The following is a 13,878-nucleotide window of genomic DNA, read 5'->3' as shown; positions in this document are numbered from 1 at the left end:
TCCAGAGAACCCTTTTTTAAAAAGGTTCTTTGGTCCCCGAAGGGCCGCCGGAGGCTTCCTACAAATAATCCCCCGGTTCCTTACACATCTCATCAAATTTTTGAAAAAACTCACCGAAATGCTTGCCGTCCATGAGGCCGTGCAGGGCTTCTACTGCCACGGGCATTATTTTTCTGCCGGTTTCATTCTCTGTTACATGCCCGAACAGGATTCGGGGCACTGAGTCTGTGTTGCAGTTTCCCCAAGGGTTGCTGGCAGAAGTGAAGGCCACGCCGTTGACTACGCTGAAATAGAACAGATTGGATTTATCTCCCCCTGCTGGAGTGAGGGTAGGTTTCTCGTCTGCAGCTTGACGGGCAACTTCAATGTTCGCTGCGGTTTCGTTGAAATTGTCACCGAAACGGCAGAGGCAGTTGGCGTGCAGATTACGGCCTTTAGGGATGTATGTGAATGCCGGATGGATTACATCGTAAATTGCCGGTTTGCCTTCCACTATGCGGGTGCGGAATTCAGGTACTTCATTCGCCGCACGGGTTGCCAGATAATAGAGTATGGAAGAGAAACGAATTTTTGCGGAACCGAGGTTCTGTTCTTTACGGTAGTTGAAAAGTTCGGTCACATCCTGCTGCACGGTGAAACCGTAACGGCTGGTGCATAGGGATTGAAAAAAGGTAAAGTGTTCAGCTCGTTCCCATGTTTCCATGTCCAGAAATTCTATTTTGCTTTCAGTCAGCAGGGCTTTGTTTGTCATGAGTTTTTCCGTATATATTTTTTAGTTTTAAAATCGAATTTGGGCCAGCTATAACGAATGAATGGGCGGTCCGTAAACAGTTCATTACTTATCTAAAAAAATCACAATCAAGGATTGTCACAGCATGCTGTAATGACATACATATTCAATATGTCGAAACGAGCTTACAATGTAGAACCAGTGATGGATCAGGATAGCGTTGTTGATGTGCGCATCCATATTGACGGCAAGAAATGGCACCTCTGGGGGCGTAAAGGTGCAGAACGCGAACGCGGAATGGCTGGAGCGGTTGCTCCCGGAAAGCTGCCCGTATTGCTTGGTGCCGGGCTTGGGGTATGCATAGAAGAGTTGCTGAAATCCGGTCCGGTGGCAGTGCTGGATAATGATCCTTTGATAGCTGAAACTTCCGGCGCAGCTGAGTATCGGGATCATCCTCAGGTTACATGGTTGAGTGGTGATCCGGTTCAGGTTCTGGAACAGGTTCGGCAGTGGCGTTCTGCTAACGGTAACGGTCCGCTGGAACTTGTGAAGATTCCCTTATACCAGCGACTGGATCGTGACTGGTATCTTGCTATCGGCAACACCCTTGCGGATGAAAAGGATTCCGAGCCAGTAGATTTCTGGGCCGAGGTTGCTTATCCGAAATTTAGAAATGAAAAGCCGAAAGTATTATTCTTCTATCGTAAATATTTCCTGATGGGCGAGATCACTGCCGCGCTTGAGCGTTTGGGTATTGAATTTCGTAGTGTGGATATTGGAACCGGGGACACGGTGCGTGAAGGATTTGTGGAAGATCTGTTGCGTACGGTTGTTGATTTTAAGCCCGACTTTGCACTGACCGTAAATCATTTCGGTGTGGACCGGGAAGGTAAGCTTACTGACCTGCTCTTGAAACTTAAACTTCCTTTGGCCTCGTGGTTCGTTGATAATCCGCACCTGATTCTTTACCGCTATGCCGATGTTTCGCCTGATTTAACCGCCATCTTTACTTATGATGCCGGGAATCTAGCAATTATGAGCGAGAAGGGCTTTGGTAATGTATTCTACCTTCCGCTTGCAACAGATGTAGAGCGTTTCAAACCGGGGCTTCCGGGGCGGGCTGAATGGCAGGCTGATGTGTCTTTTCTCGGTAATTCCATGGTTCATGCGGTGGACAAGTATCTGCGGTCCAGTGGACTGGATGCCGAGTTTGAGCAGAGAGTGCCGGAACTGGCAATAGAGTTCGGTGAACGGGCTGAGCTTTCTGTGGAAGAATTTTTGCGAAATTCGCATCCGGAACTTCTGGAGAAGATGGAAAATTTAGCCACTGATGAAAACAGACTTTCCTTTGAAGGTTTGATTACATGGGAGGCAACCCGCCGCTATCGTTTGTCCTGCGTACTGGAATTGTTGCCGTTTAACCCCCTTATTGTAGGCGATGACGGCTGGCATGAACTGCTGGCAAAAGGAAACTGGCGTTATCTGTCATCTTTGGATTATTATAATGATCTGCCCGGATTTTATCCCATGTCCAAGGTCGGATTCAATTGCACCAGCAGGCAGATGAAAGGTGCGGTTAATCAGCGGGTTTTTGATGTTCCGGCTTGCGGTGGATTTGTGCTTACTGATTATCGTGAGCAGATGGAAGCTCTTTTTGAACCGGGCACTGAGATCATTGCCTATAATGAAATTTCGGAAATCGGTCCGCTGCTGGAAAAGTGGCTGGCTGATGATGCTGGACGGAGCAAGGTAACTGCTGCCGCTCGTAAACGGATTATGGCCGAACATACCTACGAACACAGGCTTTCCACTTTGCTGGAAAAAATGCGTCAAACATTCGGGTAGGAATAAGATTATGTCAGGTAAATTCTGGGGATTTCTGGATACTGCTTCCCGCTATCGGCTTCTGGTTTCAGGGCATGGCAAGCCTCATCTTATGGAAACCGCTAACCGGATTATAAACAGTGCCGAAAGCAGCCGAGAGAAAAGTGCGCTCATTGATCTGGGTGTGGATATGTTTCTGGCTGCATGGGAAGCCAGTCCTTTGGACGGACAACTTGCATCCAATCTGCTGGCTATCAACAAGCAGTTGAATTTTCTGCCTGCGCCATTGGTGGAAAATATGTCGCTGATTGCCTCAAACAGTGCCATTCCTGAGAATCTGGGCTACCTGCAACGGCTTATCGCTAAAGATGATAAGGATAAGCTGCTCGATTATCTTTCCAAGCAGACTGAGCGTGAACCGGAGAATCTTTTTTGGCTGTCCCATCTGCTCGATCTGGCATTTTTTCTCGGCAGACACGAGGTTGCCAGTGCTGCCCTTGCCCGTGACTGGCCTACAACCATGAATATGGTGCTCAATAAATATGCCGGAGATATTGCTTTTTGCTCCGGTGACTATGAGCATGCCGAGGCTATTTATTCCGACACTTCTGATGGAGCATTGATTCTGGGGGAAAACTTGCTGCGGCTTGCCGAGAGCGTAGACCGGATGGGCAGGCGTGATGAAGCGATGATCCTTTGGCGGGATCGTATGACAGCCCGTCCGTGGCAGGTCAATACTTGGTTTAAGGTTTATGATCGTTTGCTCGGCGGTGGCGGTTCGAAACTTCTCAACGGTCAGGTTGCAGTTTGTCTGTATACTTTTAACAAAGCGGATGACTTTGACGAGACGCTCAAGTCTCTGGCGCAGTCTCCGTTGGATAATGTTCATATTTTCGCGCTCGATAACGGAAGCTCGGATCATACTTCCGAAGTACTAAGCCGTTGGAAAGAACAGCTTGGGGAGCGTTTCAGCCGCATAGATCTTCCGGTCAATGTAGGAGCTCCGGCGGCACGTAACTGGTTGAAGAATATGAATGAGCTTAAGCTCTATGATTATGTGGCCTATCTTGATGATGATGCCACTATTCCGGCGGATTGGCAGTCGCATTTAAGTGCAGCGGTGGAATCTTATCCTGAAGCCGGTGTCTGGGGCTGCAAGGTTGTGAACGAGGATCAGCAGGAAGTAATCCAGCATGCGGACTTGCATCTGCGTGAGACTCCTGCTGGATTTGAAGATGTGGTCCGCAGTTTCGAGTTTGCTTATCTTGACCCATATAATCAGGATCTTGATTACGGTCAGTTTGATTATTGCCGTCCCTGTGTTTCCGTTACCGGGTGCTTTCATCTTTTCAGGCAGGATATTTTGAGCCAGAGCGGAGATTTTGATCTGCGTTATTCACCTACCCAGTATGACGACCTTGATCATGATCTGATGCTTGCCAAGGCCGGGAAAACCGCGGTGTATCAGGGTAAACTCAAAGTTCAGCATAAACGTAAGTCCGGTTCTGCCGTATCAATCAACCGAGCCGCCCGTGGAAGCGGTGCAGGCAATGTGCTGAAACTGGAATCCAAATATGAAGCGCGGGATGTTGCGGCGATTATTGAACGTGATATCGAGCGCTTGGAAAATGATTTCACCGGGAAGGCTCTCAAAGTAGGGCATGTGATGAAGGAAGTAGAATAGTTAATTAAGCTCGTTGTTGTACATGTAATAATCTGTTAGAGTTTTCCAAACCATAGAAGGAGTGGAAAATGAAACATATTTTAGTTGCGGGCTTATTGTGTGTTGGTATGTTGGTTTTTGCCGGATGCGGGTCAAAGCATCATACAATTACCAAGACAGATGGCTCTACTGCGGTAAGTGTGGGCGCACCGCAATATAATAAAGATTCCAATACCTATACCTATGAGAATCTTGGTGGCCAGCAGACAACAATCAAGCGCGAAGATGTGCAGCAGATTGAGGAAAATAAAAAATAGAATTTTAAACAGAATAAGCCGGGATCTCCCATTAGGCGAGATCCCGGCTTTTTTTATGCTTCTTGAGTTTGCATCTTGTTCATGAATTCATCGAGGTCTGTTGCTAGTGATGCAAGTTCTGAAACTGCACCGGAAACCATATCCATTGAATTTGAAGTCTGCGTTGCGATATTGTTTACCATATCAATTGCGCTTGTAATTTCTTCACTGGCGGCTGACTGCTGTTCTGCTGCTGTTGCTATCCCCTCAACTTGGCCTGCTGTTTTTTTCGATATATCAAGAATCTGTTTAAGCGCTGTATCTGCTTTGCCGCACATTTCTGTGGCCTGCTGAATGCTGTGCAGAGTTTCTTCTGTGGCAGAAGTGCTTTTCTGTGAACTGCTTTGGATAGCATTTATGTATTCGCCGACTTCCTTGGTTGCGTGCATGGTGTTTTCAGCAAGTTTTCTGATTTCATCGGCTACAACGGAAAAACCTCTCCCTGCTTCCCCGGCTCTGGCTGCTTCAATGGCGGCGTTTAGGGCAAGAAGGTTGGTCTGGTCTGCAATGTCGGATATGACCTGCATAATGGTGGTGATGCCGTTGCTGTGGGTTTTAAGGGTGCCCATCTCCTGTTTGAGATTTCCGGCTTTCATATTCACTTCGTCCATTACCCCGATGACATTTTCAACAAGCCCGGAACCGTCGTTGGCTGTTTCCTGAGTCTGGCGGGCCATACGGGCCGCATCACTGGAGTTTCTGGAAACTTCAAGGATGGAGGCATTCATTTGTTCCATGGAAGTTGCCACTTCTTCTGTTCTTGCTCGCTGGTCATGTATGCCCTTGCTTGAGTTATGGATTTCAGAGCTTATTTCATCAGAAGTTCCTGCAAGCTGTTCGGATATTTTTGTGGCATCTGTCACTCCCTTGGCAATTTTCTCATTCTGGGCAGTGATGAAGTCTTCTTTGAGCTTGATGTTCGTGAAGTCCATGATGGTGGTAAACCCGCCGAGCAGATTGTTTCGGGAATCGAAAATTGGTGAGGAGGCAACAGATATATATTTTGTTGTGCCTTTACGTCCGTCAACTTGTCCTTTGACGAAGAGTTGCTTTTTTTCTTCCATACATCTTTCGGATACCGTTTCTTGCTTTTTGCCGTAGAAGAAAGTTGAGAAGTCCTGACCGATGTATTTGCGTGGCTCTCCATCCTCTTCAATTAATTTTATAATGCTTTCATTGATCCATCTGATGTTGCCTGCAGGATCGACCACTACCATAGGAGTCATAATGTTTCCGAGCATGGATTCGCTCATGCCTACTTTTTCATTCAGTATGTTGTTGAGTCCTTCGATTGCAGTTGAAAGAACTCCGATTTCTGCCATGAAATTGTGGTGGGGGATGGGGGTGTAGTCTGCACTGGAAATTCTTTCTACCTCACCGATGAGCATTTTAATCGGCGAAATTATCCGGCGTGTTATAAGGATGCCGAAGACGAGCAATGATACAATTGCAATTGAAATAATGATGATAGCTAATGGACTATGGATGAAGAATAGTGCTGCTCCAAGTAGAAGGGCAATTATTACAATGAAGGCATACAGGCGTACAGTCATTTTGGTCTCCCGTTCTTTGGTAGAAGTGCTGAGTGACCAGAAGCATAATTGGTGCCATGTCTTTGTTTTGCTATCGTAACAATGGTCAGGTCTTTATTGGTATTGTTTTGAATAAGTAAAAGTGAGTCATATTTGCACATTGTTAGTTGGCATTAATGAGACTGATCGTTGAACTTAAGTATTTTTAGTGCGTTATATTATGTGTCACAATTGCTTGTGCAAAAAAAAGAGGCCATATGGCCTCTTTAAAATGTATTGGAAGATATGGCTTTATTCCATAGCATTGGAAAGTTTATCAAAATAAGGACGTACAACTTTTACATCCTCGGCAGGTGCTTTTATCATGGCTTTGGCCATTTTCATGGAAGACAGCATGTGTTCTTTCATCATTTTTTTCTGTTCCGGGCTCATGTTCGGATCAGCTTCCATTTGGGCTATTGCAGCTTCAAGCTCTGCCATGCCTGCGTTTCCTTCCGTTTCCATGGCGATAGAGGCAAACGCTTTAATCACGCGGCTTGCGGTTTCAGGCCATGTCTTGTGTGTGAATCCGTTTGCCTCGATGATACTTTTTGCTTTCGGGGTGTACCCATAAAGCATGGCAAATTCGTTGTTAAGCATTTCCGGATTGAAAGGATCTACATCGCTTTCACCCGACTGTTTCATTTCTTCTTCCATTTGGTCCATGATCGGGTCCAGTTGTTCAAGAGTTTTAACAACTCGTTCTACCTGATCTCCGGTAAGAGGGGACATGGCATTCGCTGTGAATGCGAAAAGGAAGGTCAATACGACCAGTAACAGTATTTTTTTAAGCATTATTCCTCCAAACAGATTATTTACCCTCGACTAATGATTATGGGTATATATTAAATTAAGATTTTGTAAAGAGGGTTGATTAAAAAGGAAGGGTCCCTGCTTCATGTGAAGCAGGGACCCTTCTTGGTATTGGGATATGGCAGTAGTAATTATTTGATGAACAGCATTTCAGAGTAGCTGGGCAGGCACCAGAGGTCGTCTGCTACAACTTCTTCGAGCTGGTCTGCGTATTTACGGACTTCCAGCATTGCGGGAAGAGCGGTACAGCAGAGGTATTTTGCTTCTTCTTCAACATCGCCTTCAGGTTTGGCTGCCATGACTTTTTCAAGTTCGATGTTGGCAGACTGCATGCCGCGAAGTTTGGCGGTCAGGTCTTCAAGAGTTCCGGTGGTGAACTCTACACCGATGGCTTTCATTGCTGCGCAGGTTTCAGCCAGTTCTTTCTGGTAGCGAACTGCGCCGGGAAGGATGTGAGTCTTAGCGAGCTTGGTTACCAGAGCTGCTTCGGTGACGATAGCCTGGTTGTACTGTTCAAGATAGATTTCTTTACGGCTTTCCAGCTCTTCTTTGGTGAATACACCGTATTTGGTGAACATTTCTACGGTTTCAGGAGAAGAGAGTTCGGGGATTGCGTCTGCGGAAGTGCGCAGGTTAGGCAGACCGCGTTCTTCAACTGCTTCCTTGTGCCATTCTTCAGAGTAGCCGTCACCGTTGAAAACAACCTGACCGTGTTTGTCCATGATGTCTTTGATGACTTTGTTTACAGCATCATTGAGTTTGGACTCGTCGCCGCCCATGAAAGCTTCCATTTCATCAGCGATGAAATCAAGGGATTCAGCCATCATGGTGTTCAGTGCAACCTGAGGTCCTGCGATGGAGAGGTTGGAACCTACTGCGCGGAACTCAAAACGGTTACCGGTGAACGCGAACGGGCTGGTACGGTTACGGTCACCAGCATCTCTGGGCAGCGGAGGCAGAGTGTCTACGCCAGCCTTGAGGAAACCGGTAGAGGTCGGGGTCGGGGAGTTTCCTTCCTGAATCTTGTTAAAGATTTCGGAGAGATGTTCGCCGAGGAAGATGGACATAATTGCCGGAGGTGCTTCGTTTGCTCCAAGACGGTGGTCATTGGAAGCAGTAGCAACTACTGCGCGCAGGAGTTTGCTGTGCATGTGTACTGCGCGGATAACTGCGGCACAGAAAATAAGGAACTGTGCGTTTTCATGGGGATTGTCACCCGGATCGAAGAGGGAGCCGTGTCCGTTGCAGCTCAAGGAATAGTTTACGTGTTTACCGGAGCCGTTGATTCCTGCAAAAGGCTTTTCGTGCAGCAGGCAGACCATGCCATGACGTTTAGCCACGCTCTTGAGAGTGGTCATGATCATCTGGTTGTGGTCGGTAGCAATGTTGGACTGTTCGTAGACAGGAGCGACTTCGAACTGTCCGGGAGCTACTTCATTGTGACGGGTTTTTACCGGAACTCCCAGCTTGTAGAGCTCGTGTTCAACGTCCATCATAAAGGAGAGGACGCGGCGGGGAACTGCGCCGAAGTAGTGGTCATCCAGTTCCTGTCCTTTTGCGGGTTTGGCGCCGAAAAGGGTTCTGCCGGACATCATAAGGTCTGGGCGCGCGAAGAAGAAGTTGCGGTCAATAAGGAAGTATTCCTGTTCGGGGCCGGCGTTGGAGGCTACGCGGTTGCCGGATTTGTCGCCGAAAATATTAAGAATGCGCTGTGCGGAGGTGTTAACCACCTGAGTTGCTTTCAGCAGAGGTGTTTTCTTGTCGAGAGCTTCACCTTTCCATGAAATGAATGCGGTGGGGATGCAAAGGAAGGTTCCGTTTGGGTTTTCGAGGATGTAAGCTGGGCTGGTTACGTCCCATGCAGTGTAACCTCGTGCTTCAAAGGTAGCGCGCAGGCCGCCGTTGGGGAAGCTTGAAGCATCGGGTTCGCCCTGAATAAGCAGTTTGCCTTCGAATTCGGCAATGCAGTTGCCGCTGCCGTCGGGGGAGATGAAGCTGTCGTGCTTTTCCGCGGTCAGGCCGGTCAGGGGGTAGAAAACGTGAGTGTAATGAGTAGCGCCTTTTTCCATGGCCCATTCTTTCATTGCATTTGCAACAGTATCAGCGATGGAAGGATCGATTGCAGCACCGTCTTCAATGGTCTTTTTCAGGGATTTATAGACTTTCTTGGGAAGTCTATCCTTCATTACGTTGTCGTTGAAGACATTGCAGCCGAAGAGTTCGGTGGGTTTTGTGTCGGCAAAGCTGAAGGAAGCTTCAGGGGTAGAGTAGTTGGTCACTGCTGTGATCGCACCCTGGCGGGAGGTGTTTGAACTCATTTGAAAAAACTCCTTGAATCTTTTTTATTAGTGATCTTCGCTTGGCGAAGAGTTTTGGGCGTTAATCAAACCTGCTCAGACTTAAGCAGGAGGCGTGCCGTAGTTTGAAAAAGCTCTATATTACAGATGTTTATTTGGTTTCAGCCTGTTTTTGCTGTTTGTGTATCTTACAAAAATGTAGAATTAACCATGTTGGGCGGCTCTATTTTGTTACAAAAATGTAATTATTTTTAATGAAAGCTTGAATGACGGTTAAAGGTGTTACAAAATTGTATAATTTGATTGGTCAAACTGTTTTTTTTGGGATAGGATACCTTAGTTTACGTGAAAAAAACGGTTTGGGAAAGATTGCACTTGTTTTTATTTGTTGGGGCATCCCTACATTAATATACTTAGAAAGTCAGTAGTAAACATTGAAATTTCTGTCCGTCGTAGTTTTATTAAGGTTATGTGGCGCAAGTTTTGATGGCTTTGTGAATAAACTGTCTCGACAATTGGACGTTATTTTTGATTTAATTACTAGTGTATGTGCGAAATAACGTTAGGTGTGGTCGTAGTTATTTTTATATTAGTTGGGCATCAATTGATTGGTTGATCAGGTGAGTATTTGCTTTTAAAACTCATGTGTTCTGGAAGTAATAACGTATCCATCGAGTTTGATTGAGTTTCTAATTGAATCGTTGTGCGGTCTACGTCTTGAATTTAGTATGAAAAGATGCTAAATTTTGCTCCTTCGACAAATTATCGACGGGTAAATTGCTCGTTGATCGGTCTATCTTCATTTTATTCTGATGAAGATTTTTAAGAAATGATGTTCATTTTTGGAGGATTCATGAAAAAACTGCTTTCAATAATCGTTGCCGCTCTGATTACCGCTACCATGGTCGGAACTGCTTTCGCAGGTAAACTTACTGTTGCTTGTGACACCAGTTTCCCTCCTTTTGAGTTTAAAGATCCTGCTACCGGAAAGCACACCGGCTTTGACGTCGAGCTTTGGGAAGCTATCGCTAAAAAGATCGGCGCTGATTATGATCTGCAGCCCATGGATTTCAACGGCATCATTCCCGGTCTCCAGTCCAACCAGCTTGATGTAGGTATCGCAGGTATCACCATTAAGCCTGAGCGTGCTAAAGTTGTCGATTTTTCTGACGGTTACTACAATTCCGGTCTGCTCATCCTCGTTAAGAAAGACGAAAACTCTGTTAACGGTATTGAAGATCTTAAAGGTAAGATCATTGCTACCAAATTGAGCACCTCTTCCGCAGACTTCGCTAAAACTGCAGGCGCTAAAGAAGTTAAGCTTTACCCCAACAACGACGCTATGTTCATGGAACTCATGACCGGCGGTGCTGATGCGGTTATCTTTGACTCTCCTGTTATCGCAGACTTCATGCGTAAAGCCGGTAAAGGCCAGGTTAAAGTTGTTGGCCCCCTTTACAACGGTCAGCAGTACGGAATCGCTTTCCCCAAAGGAAGCAGCCTCGTAGCCAAAGTTAACGCAGCTCTCAAAGACCTGCGTGAAGACGGCACCTACCGTGAACTGTACGTAAAATGGTTCGGTACTGAGCCTAAATAATTTATTTGTAACTATTTCAATGTGTTTTGTGGGGCGGCTATATGGCCGCCCCTAATTATTTTTTAAACAGAGGTCCTAATGGCATTCGCATTTGACACATCAGTTTTCTGGGACACTTTTCCCATGCTCATGCGTGGTCTCAAGCTTACAATTGAGATTACCGTCGGCGGTCTTTTCTTCGGATTTTTATTCGGAAGCGCAGCAGGCTTAATGAAGCTTTCCCGCAATTTTTTCACCAGAAAGATTGCCGGGGTTTACGTGGAAGCTATCAGGGGCACGCCCATGCTTGTTCAGGCCATGTTCCTTTATTACGGGGTTCCCATGGCAATCGGGATGCGCATTCCGCCCATGACCGCCGGGATTATTATCATCGCAGTCAATTCAGGTGCCTATATTGCCGAGATCGTTCGTGGCGCGGTCCAGTCCATCAATAAAGGGCAGTTTGAGGCAGGGCGTTCCATCGGCCTGACCAATACTCAGACCATGCGTTTTATTATTTGGCCTCAAGCCCTTAAGCGTATGATCCCACCACTTGGCAACCAGTTCATCATCAGCCTCAAAGATACCTCCCTGCTTATGGTTATCGGTGTAGGTGAGCTTATGAGAACCGGTCAGGAAATCACCTCGGTGAACTTTCGTGCCTTTGAGGTATACCTTGCTGTTGCTTGTGTTTACCTTGTTATGACCCTGTCCATCGCATTTGCAATGCGTCGCATTGAGAAAAAGTTGAATACTTCCCGGAGGTAGTGACATGATTGAGATTAAGAACCTTCATAAAAGTTTCGGGAAGCTTGAAGTAATTAAAGGAATTGACCTTAAGGTTAAGTCCGGTGAAGTTGTCTGTATTATCGGGCCTTCCGGGTCCGGCAAATCCACAGTGCTGCGTTGTATCAACAAGCTTGAGGAACCTACTTCCGGTACTATTATTGTAGACGGCCATGACATTATGGCTCCTTCTACTAATATCAACGAAGTGCGTGCTGAAGCCGGCATGGTTTTCCAGCAGTTTAATCTTTTCCCGCATATGACTATCCTTGAAAACGTGACCCTCGGTCCTGTTAAGGTGCGTAATATGTCTAAGAGTGACGCTGATGAACTCGGCCTCAAGCTTCTGGATAAGGTTGGCCTCAAAGATAAGGCTCGTAATTATCCGGAGCAGCTCTCCGGCGGCCAGAAGCAGCGTGTAGCTATTGCCCGTTCTTTGGCTTTGAAGCCTAAAGTTATTCTTTTTGACGAGCCCACTTCCGCTCTTGACCCTGAATTGGTCGGAGAAGTTCTGGAAGTAATGCAGAAGCTTGCCAAGGAAGGTATGACCATGATCGTAGTTACCCATGAGATGGGGTTTGCAAAGGAAGTTGCAGACCGTCTCATTTTTATCGATCAGGGCATTATTCAGGAAGAAGGTGATCCTGTTGAGGTTTTCGCCAATCCCAAGAATCCCCGCCTTAAGGATTTTCTTGGTAAAGTTGTTTCTCATATATAAAGAATACAACCCAATAGTTGATGTTTACGGGCAGTCCCTTCGGGGGCTGCCTTTTTTTATAATCGATCGTTTTGTTGGAATAGGTTGACGTATTAGTTTCTTTGCTAAATAACAGTGGTATCTTTAATTTAGAAATCTGGGAGGCAGATAGATGAGAAAGTTTCTGAGTTGCAGCGTTGTTGCGTTTGTTCTGGTTCTGATGAGCTCCTTTGCCTTTGCTGACGGATGTCCTGAATTACGTGGTACATGGGTCGGTTTGGTCAAGATGATCACTAAAGACGGCAACACTAAAGAAAACAAAGCGGTTTTTATCATCAAAAAGCAAGAGGGTAATCTTTTCTCCGGTGAAAAAGCATGGTTCGCCGATGACAAGGATAATCTGATAACTGAAGGATTCAGCGGCATTATTGGAGCTGACGGTGTTAGCCTGTATTTTGCTGAACATGAAGATGGTTTTACTCTGGGGACTTTGACCGGAAAGGAAAATATGTCCCTTTATTACCTTGAGAGCGGACGTAAAGCTAAAGCCATTTATTACACGATGGAGAGAATCCGTTTTGCCAGAGCTTTTGTTGATATCGATAAAGATGGCAATAAAACCATTATCCGTTCTGAAATTGTGAAGGTTTATCCTCTTAATGCTGAACGAATTATGCGTGAAGCTGACTTGAATAAAGATGGAACGCTGAGCAAAAAAGAATGGGAAGAATGGAAAAAGAAGCAGTAATTTTTCTCTCAATTAATAAAAAAGGCACGGATTTCGGTCCGTGCCTTTTGGTTATGTGAACTATGTTCTAGTGAGTTTTGGATTAATTCAAAGCTTCCACGATGGTTTTACCGAATTTTCCGGCTGCTTTGGGGCCGTTTGCAGTAATAATTTTACCATCTACAACTACTTTTTCGCTCTGGAAGTTACAGCCGTTTTTGGTCATGACTTTGCGGGCACCGCTTTTAGGGTGGGCGGTAGCCTGTTTACCTTCAAGAACTCCGGCATATCCGAGTATGCCGGGGGCAGCACAAATAGCTGCTAGGATTTTATCCTGCTTTACCGCTTCCTGCGCAATCTTGTGGGCGTTTTCATTTTTCCATACTTTTTTAATGCCGTTGCCGCCGATGAAGACAACTGCATCGTAATCAGCAACGTTTACATCTTTGAGCAGCATGGACGATTCAATGCGCTTGCCTTTGTTACCCTTAAGCGTGCCAACCTTGGTGCTGGCAATGGAACAGACAACCCCTGCATCATCAAGTGCTGCACGTGTTTTTTTGTACTCTGTCTGTTCAAAGTCTGATTTTGCAACAATCATGATAGCCTTCTTGCCGTGGGTGCCAGCCATTGATGACGCGGCCATGCCTATAACAAGCATCATAACAACAAGCAGTGTCAGACCCTTCTGTAATTTCCTCATTTAAACCTCTCCTTTAATTTTGTATGTAATTTAATATATTTTAGTTTTATTTCGGTCAATGGGGGATTCATATTTTTGCGATTGAAAAAAGTATCTGACCGTGAAATAGTCCTGATTAAATAAATCAATAAACGT

General features: G+C 45.9%; 12 protein-coding genes. 7 read left to right on the top strand and 5 right to left on the bottom strand.

Features of this window, described 5'->3' with window-relative positions:
* Window positions 1-58 precede the first annotated feature (58 nt).
* The gene (locus DESAL_RS11565) at window positions 59-751 is read right to left on the bottom strand and encodes a CatA-like O-acetyltransferase (RefSeq protein WP_015852168.1); all 693 of its coding nucleotides are present in this window, start codon (window positions 749-751) and stop codon (window positions 59-61) included.
* 132 nt (window positions 752-883) lie between these two features.
* On the opposite strand from DESAL_RS11565, the gene DESAL_RS11560 reads away from it, so the two are divergent.
* The 3 genes from DESAL_RS11560 to DESAL_RS11550 all read left to right on the top strand — a co-directional run bounded on the left by DESAL_RS11560 (window position 884) and on the right by DESAL_RS11550 (window position 4,534).
* The gene (locus tag DESAL_RS11560; RefSeq protein WP_015852167.1) at window positions 884-2,575 is read left to right on the top strand and encodes a CgeB family protein; all 1,692 of its coding nucleotides are present in this window, start codon (window positions 884-886) and stop codon (window positions 2,573-2,575) included.
* 10 nt (window positions 2,576-2,585) lie between these two features.
* Window positions 2,586-4,238: a glycosyltransferase family A protein gene (locus DESAL_RS11555; RefSeq protein ID WP_015852166.1), complete on the top strand. Its 1,653-nt coding sequence runs from the start codon at window positions 2,586-2,588 to the stop codon at window positions 4,236-4,238.
* 68 nt (window positions 4,239-4,306) lie between these two features.
* A complete protein-coding gene (locus DESAL_RS11550; RefSeq protein WP_015852165.1) occupies window positions 4,307-4,534 on the top strand; it encodes a YgdI/YgdR family lipoprotein in 228 nt (75 codons plus the stop codon).
* A 53-nt stretch (window positions 4,535-4,587) separates the two neighbouring features.
* Here DESAL_RS11550 and DESAL_RS11545 read toward each other — a convergent pair whose 3' ends face one another.
* The 3 genes from DESAL_RS11545 to DESAL_RS11535 all read right to left on the bottom strand — a co-directional run bounded on the left by DESAL_RS11545 (window position 4,588) and on the right by DESAL_RS11535 (window position 9,275).
* Window positions 4,588-6,126, bottom strand: coding sequence for a methyl-accepting chemotaxis protein (locus DESAL_RS11545; protein WP_015852164.1), 1,539 nt, complete (start codon window positions 6,124-6,126; stop codon window positions 4,588-4,590).
* 270 nt (window positions 6,127-6,396) lie between these two features.
* Complete coding sequence (locus tag DESAL_RS11540; protein ID WP_015852163.1) at window positions 6,397-6,939, bottom strand: hypothetical protein; 543 nt, start codon at window positions 6,937-6,939, stop codon at window positions 6,397-6,399.
* 149 nt (window positions 6,940-7,088) lie between these two features.
* Window positions 7,089-9,275, bottom strand: coding sequence for a glutamine synthetase III family protein (locus DESAL_RS11535; RefSeq protein WP_015852162.1), 2,187 nt, complete (start codon window positions 9,273-9,275; stop codon window positions 7,089-7,091).
* An 832-nt stretch (window positions 9,276-10,107) separates the two neighbouring features.
* Here DESAL_RS11535 and glnH point away from each other — a divergent pair.
* The 4 genes from glnH to DESAL_RS11515 all read left to right on the top strand — a co-directional run bounded on the left by glnH (window position 10,108) and on the right by DESAL_RS11515 (window position 13,061).
* Window positions 10,108-10,851 (top strand): glutamine ABC transporter substrate-binding protein GlnH, encoded by a 744-nt coding sequence (gene glnH / locus DESAL_RS11530; RefSeq protein WP_015852161.1) that lies wholly within the window; start codon window positions 10,108-10,110, stop codon window positions 10,849-10,851.
* 78 nt (window positions 10,852-10,929) lie between these two features.
* On the top strand, window positions 10,930-11,598 hold the full coding sequence (locus tag DESAL_RS11525) for an amino acid ABC transporter permease (RefSeq protein ID WP_015852160.1): 669 nt from the start codon (window positions 10,930-10,932) through the stop codon (window positions 11,596-11,598).
* 4 nt (window positions 11,599-11,602) lie between these two features.
* Window positions 11,603-12,334: an amino acid ABC transporter ATP-binding protein gene (locus DESAL_RS11520; RefSeq protein WP_015852159.1), complete on the top strand. Its 732-nt coding sequence runs from the start codon at window positions 11,603-11,605 to the stop codon at window positions 12,332-12,334.
* 151 nt (window positions 12,335-12,485) lie between these two features.
* On the top strand, window positions 12,486-13,061 hold the full coding sequence (locus DESAL_RS11515) for an EF-hand domain-containing protein (protein ID WP_015852158.1): 576 nt from the start codon (window positions 12,486-12,488) through the stop codon (window positions 13,059-13,061).
* A gap of 82 nt (window positions 13,062-13,143) precedes the next feature.
* On the opposite strand, the gene DESAL_RS11510 is transcribed toward DESAL_RS11515, so the two are convergent.
* Window positions 13,144-13,743: a DJ-1/PfpI family protein gene (locus tag DESAL_RS11510; protein WP_015852157.1), complete on the bottom strand. Its 600-nt coding sequence runs from the start codon at window positions 13,741-13,743 to the stop codon at window positions 13,144-13,146.
* Window positions 13,744-13,878 lie beyond the last annotated feature (135 nt).

Origin of the sequence: Maridesulfovibrio salexigens DSM 2638, from assembly GCF_000023445.1 — a bacterium.
Classification (GTDB): Bacteria; Desulfobacterota; Desulfovibrionia; order Desulfovibrionales; family Desulfovibrionaceae; genus Maridesulfovibrio; species Maridesulfovibrio salexigens.
Note: the sequence above shows the minus strand (reverse complement) of the source record. Positions and strands in the feature narration are given on the sequence as shown.

Coding starts and splice junctions, on each gene's coding strand:
- DESAL_RS11565 (WP_015852168.1), bottom strand. CDS start 751: ATGACAAACAAAGCCCTGCTGACTGAAAGCAAAATAGAATTTCTGGAC.
- DESAL_RS11560 (WP_015852167.1), top strand. CDS start 884: ATGACATACATATTCAATATGTCGAAACGAGCTTACAATGTAGAACCA.
- DESAL_RS11555 (WP_015852166.1), top strand. CDS start 2,586: ATGTCAGGTAAATTCTGGGGATTTCTGGATACTGCTTCCCGCTATCGG.
- DESAL_RS11550 (WP_015852165.1), top strand. CDS start 4,307: ATGAAACATATTTTAGTTGCGGGCTTATTGTGTGTTGGTATGTTGGTT.
- DESAL_RS11545 (WP_015852164.1), bottom strand. CDS start 6,126: ATGACTGTACGCCTGTATGCCTTCATTGTAATAATTGCCCTTCTACTT.
- DESAL_RS11540 (WP_015852163.1), bottom strand. CDS start 6,939: ATGCTTAAAAAAATACTGTTACTGGTCGTATTGACCTTCCTTTTCGCA.
- DESAL_RS11535 (WP_015852162.1), bottom strand. CDS start 9,275: ATGAGTTCAAACACCTCCCGCCAGGGTGCGATCACAGCAGTGACCAAC.
- glnH (WP_015852161.1), top strand. CDS start 10,108: ATGAAAAAACTGCTTTCAATAATCGTTGCCGCTCTGATTACCGCTACC.
- DESAL_RS11525 (WP_015852160.1), top strand. CDS start 10,930: ATGGCATTCGCATTTGACACATCAGTTTTCTGGGACACTTTTCCCATG.
- DESAL_RS11520 (WP_015852159.1), top strand. CDS start 11,603: ATGATTGAGATTAAGAACCTTCATAAAAGTTTCGGGAAGCTTGAAGTA.
- DESAL_RS11515 (WP_015852158.1), top strand. CDS start 12,486: ATGAGAAAGTTTCTGAGTTGCAGCGTTGTTGCGTTTGTTCTGGTTCTG.
- DESAL_RS11510 (WP_015852157.1), bottom strand. CDS start 13,743: ATGAGGAAATTACAGAAGGGTCTGACACTGCTTGTTGTTATGATGCTT.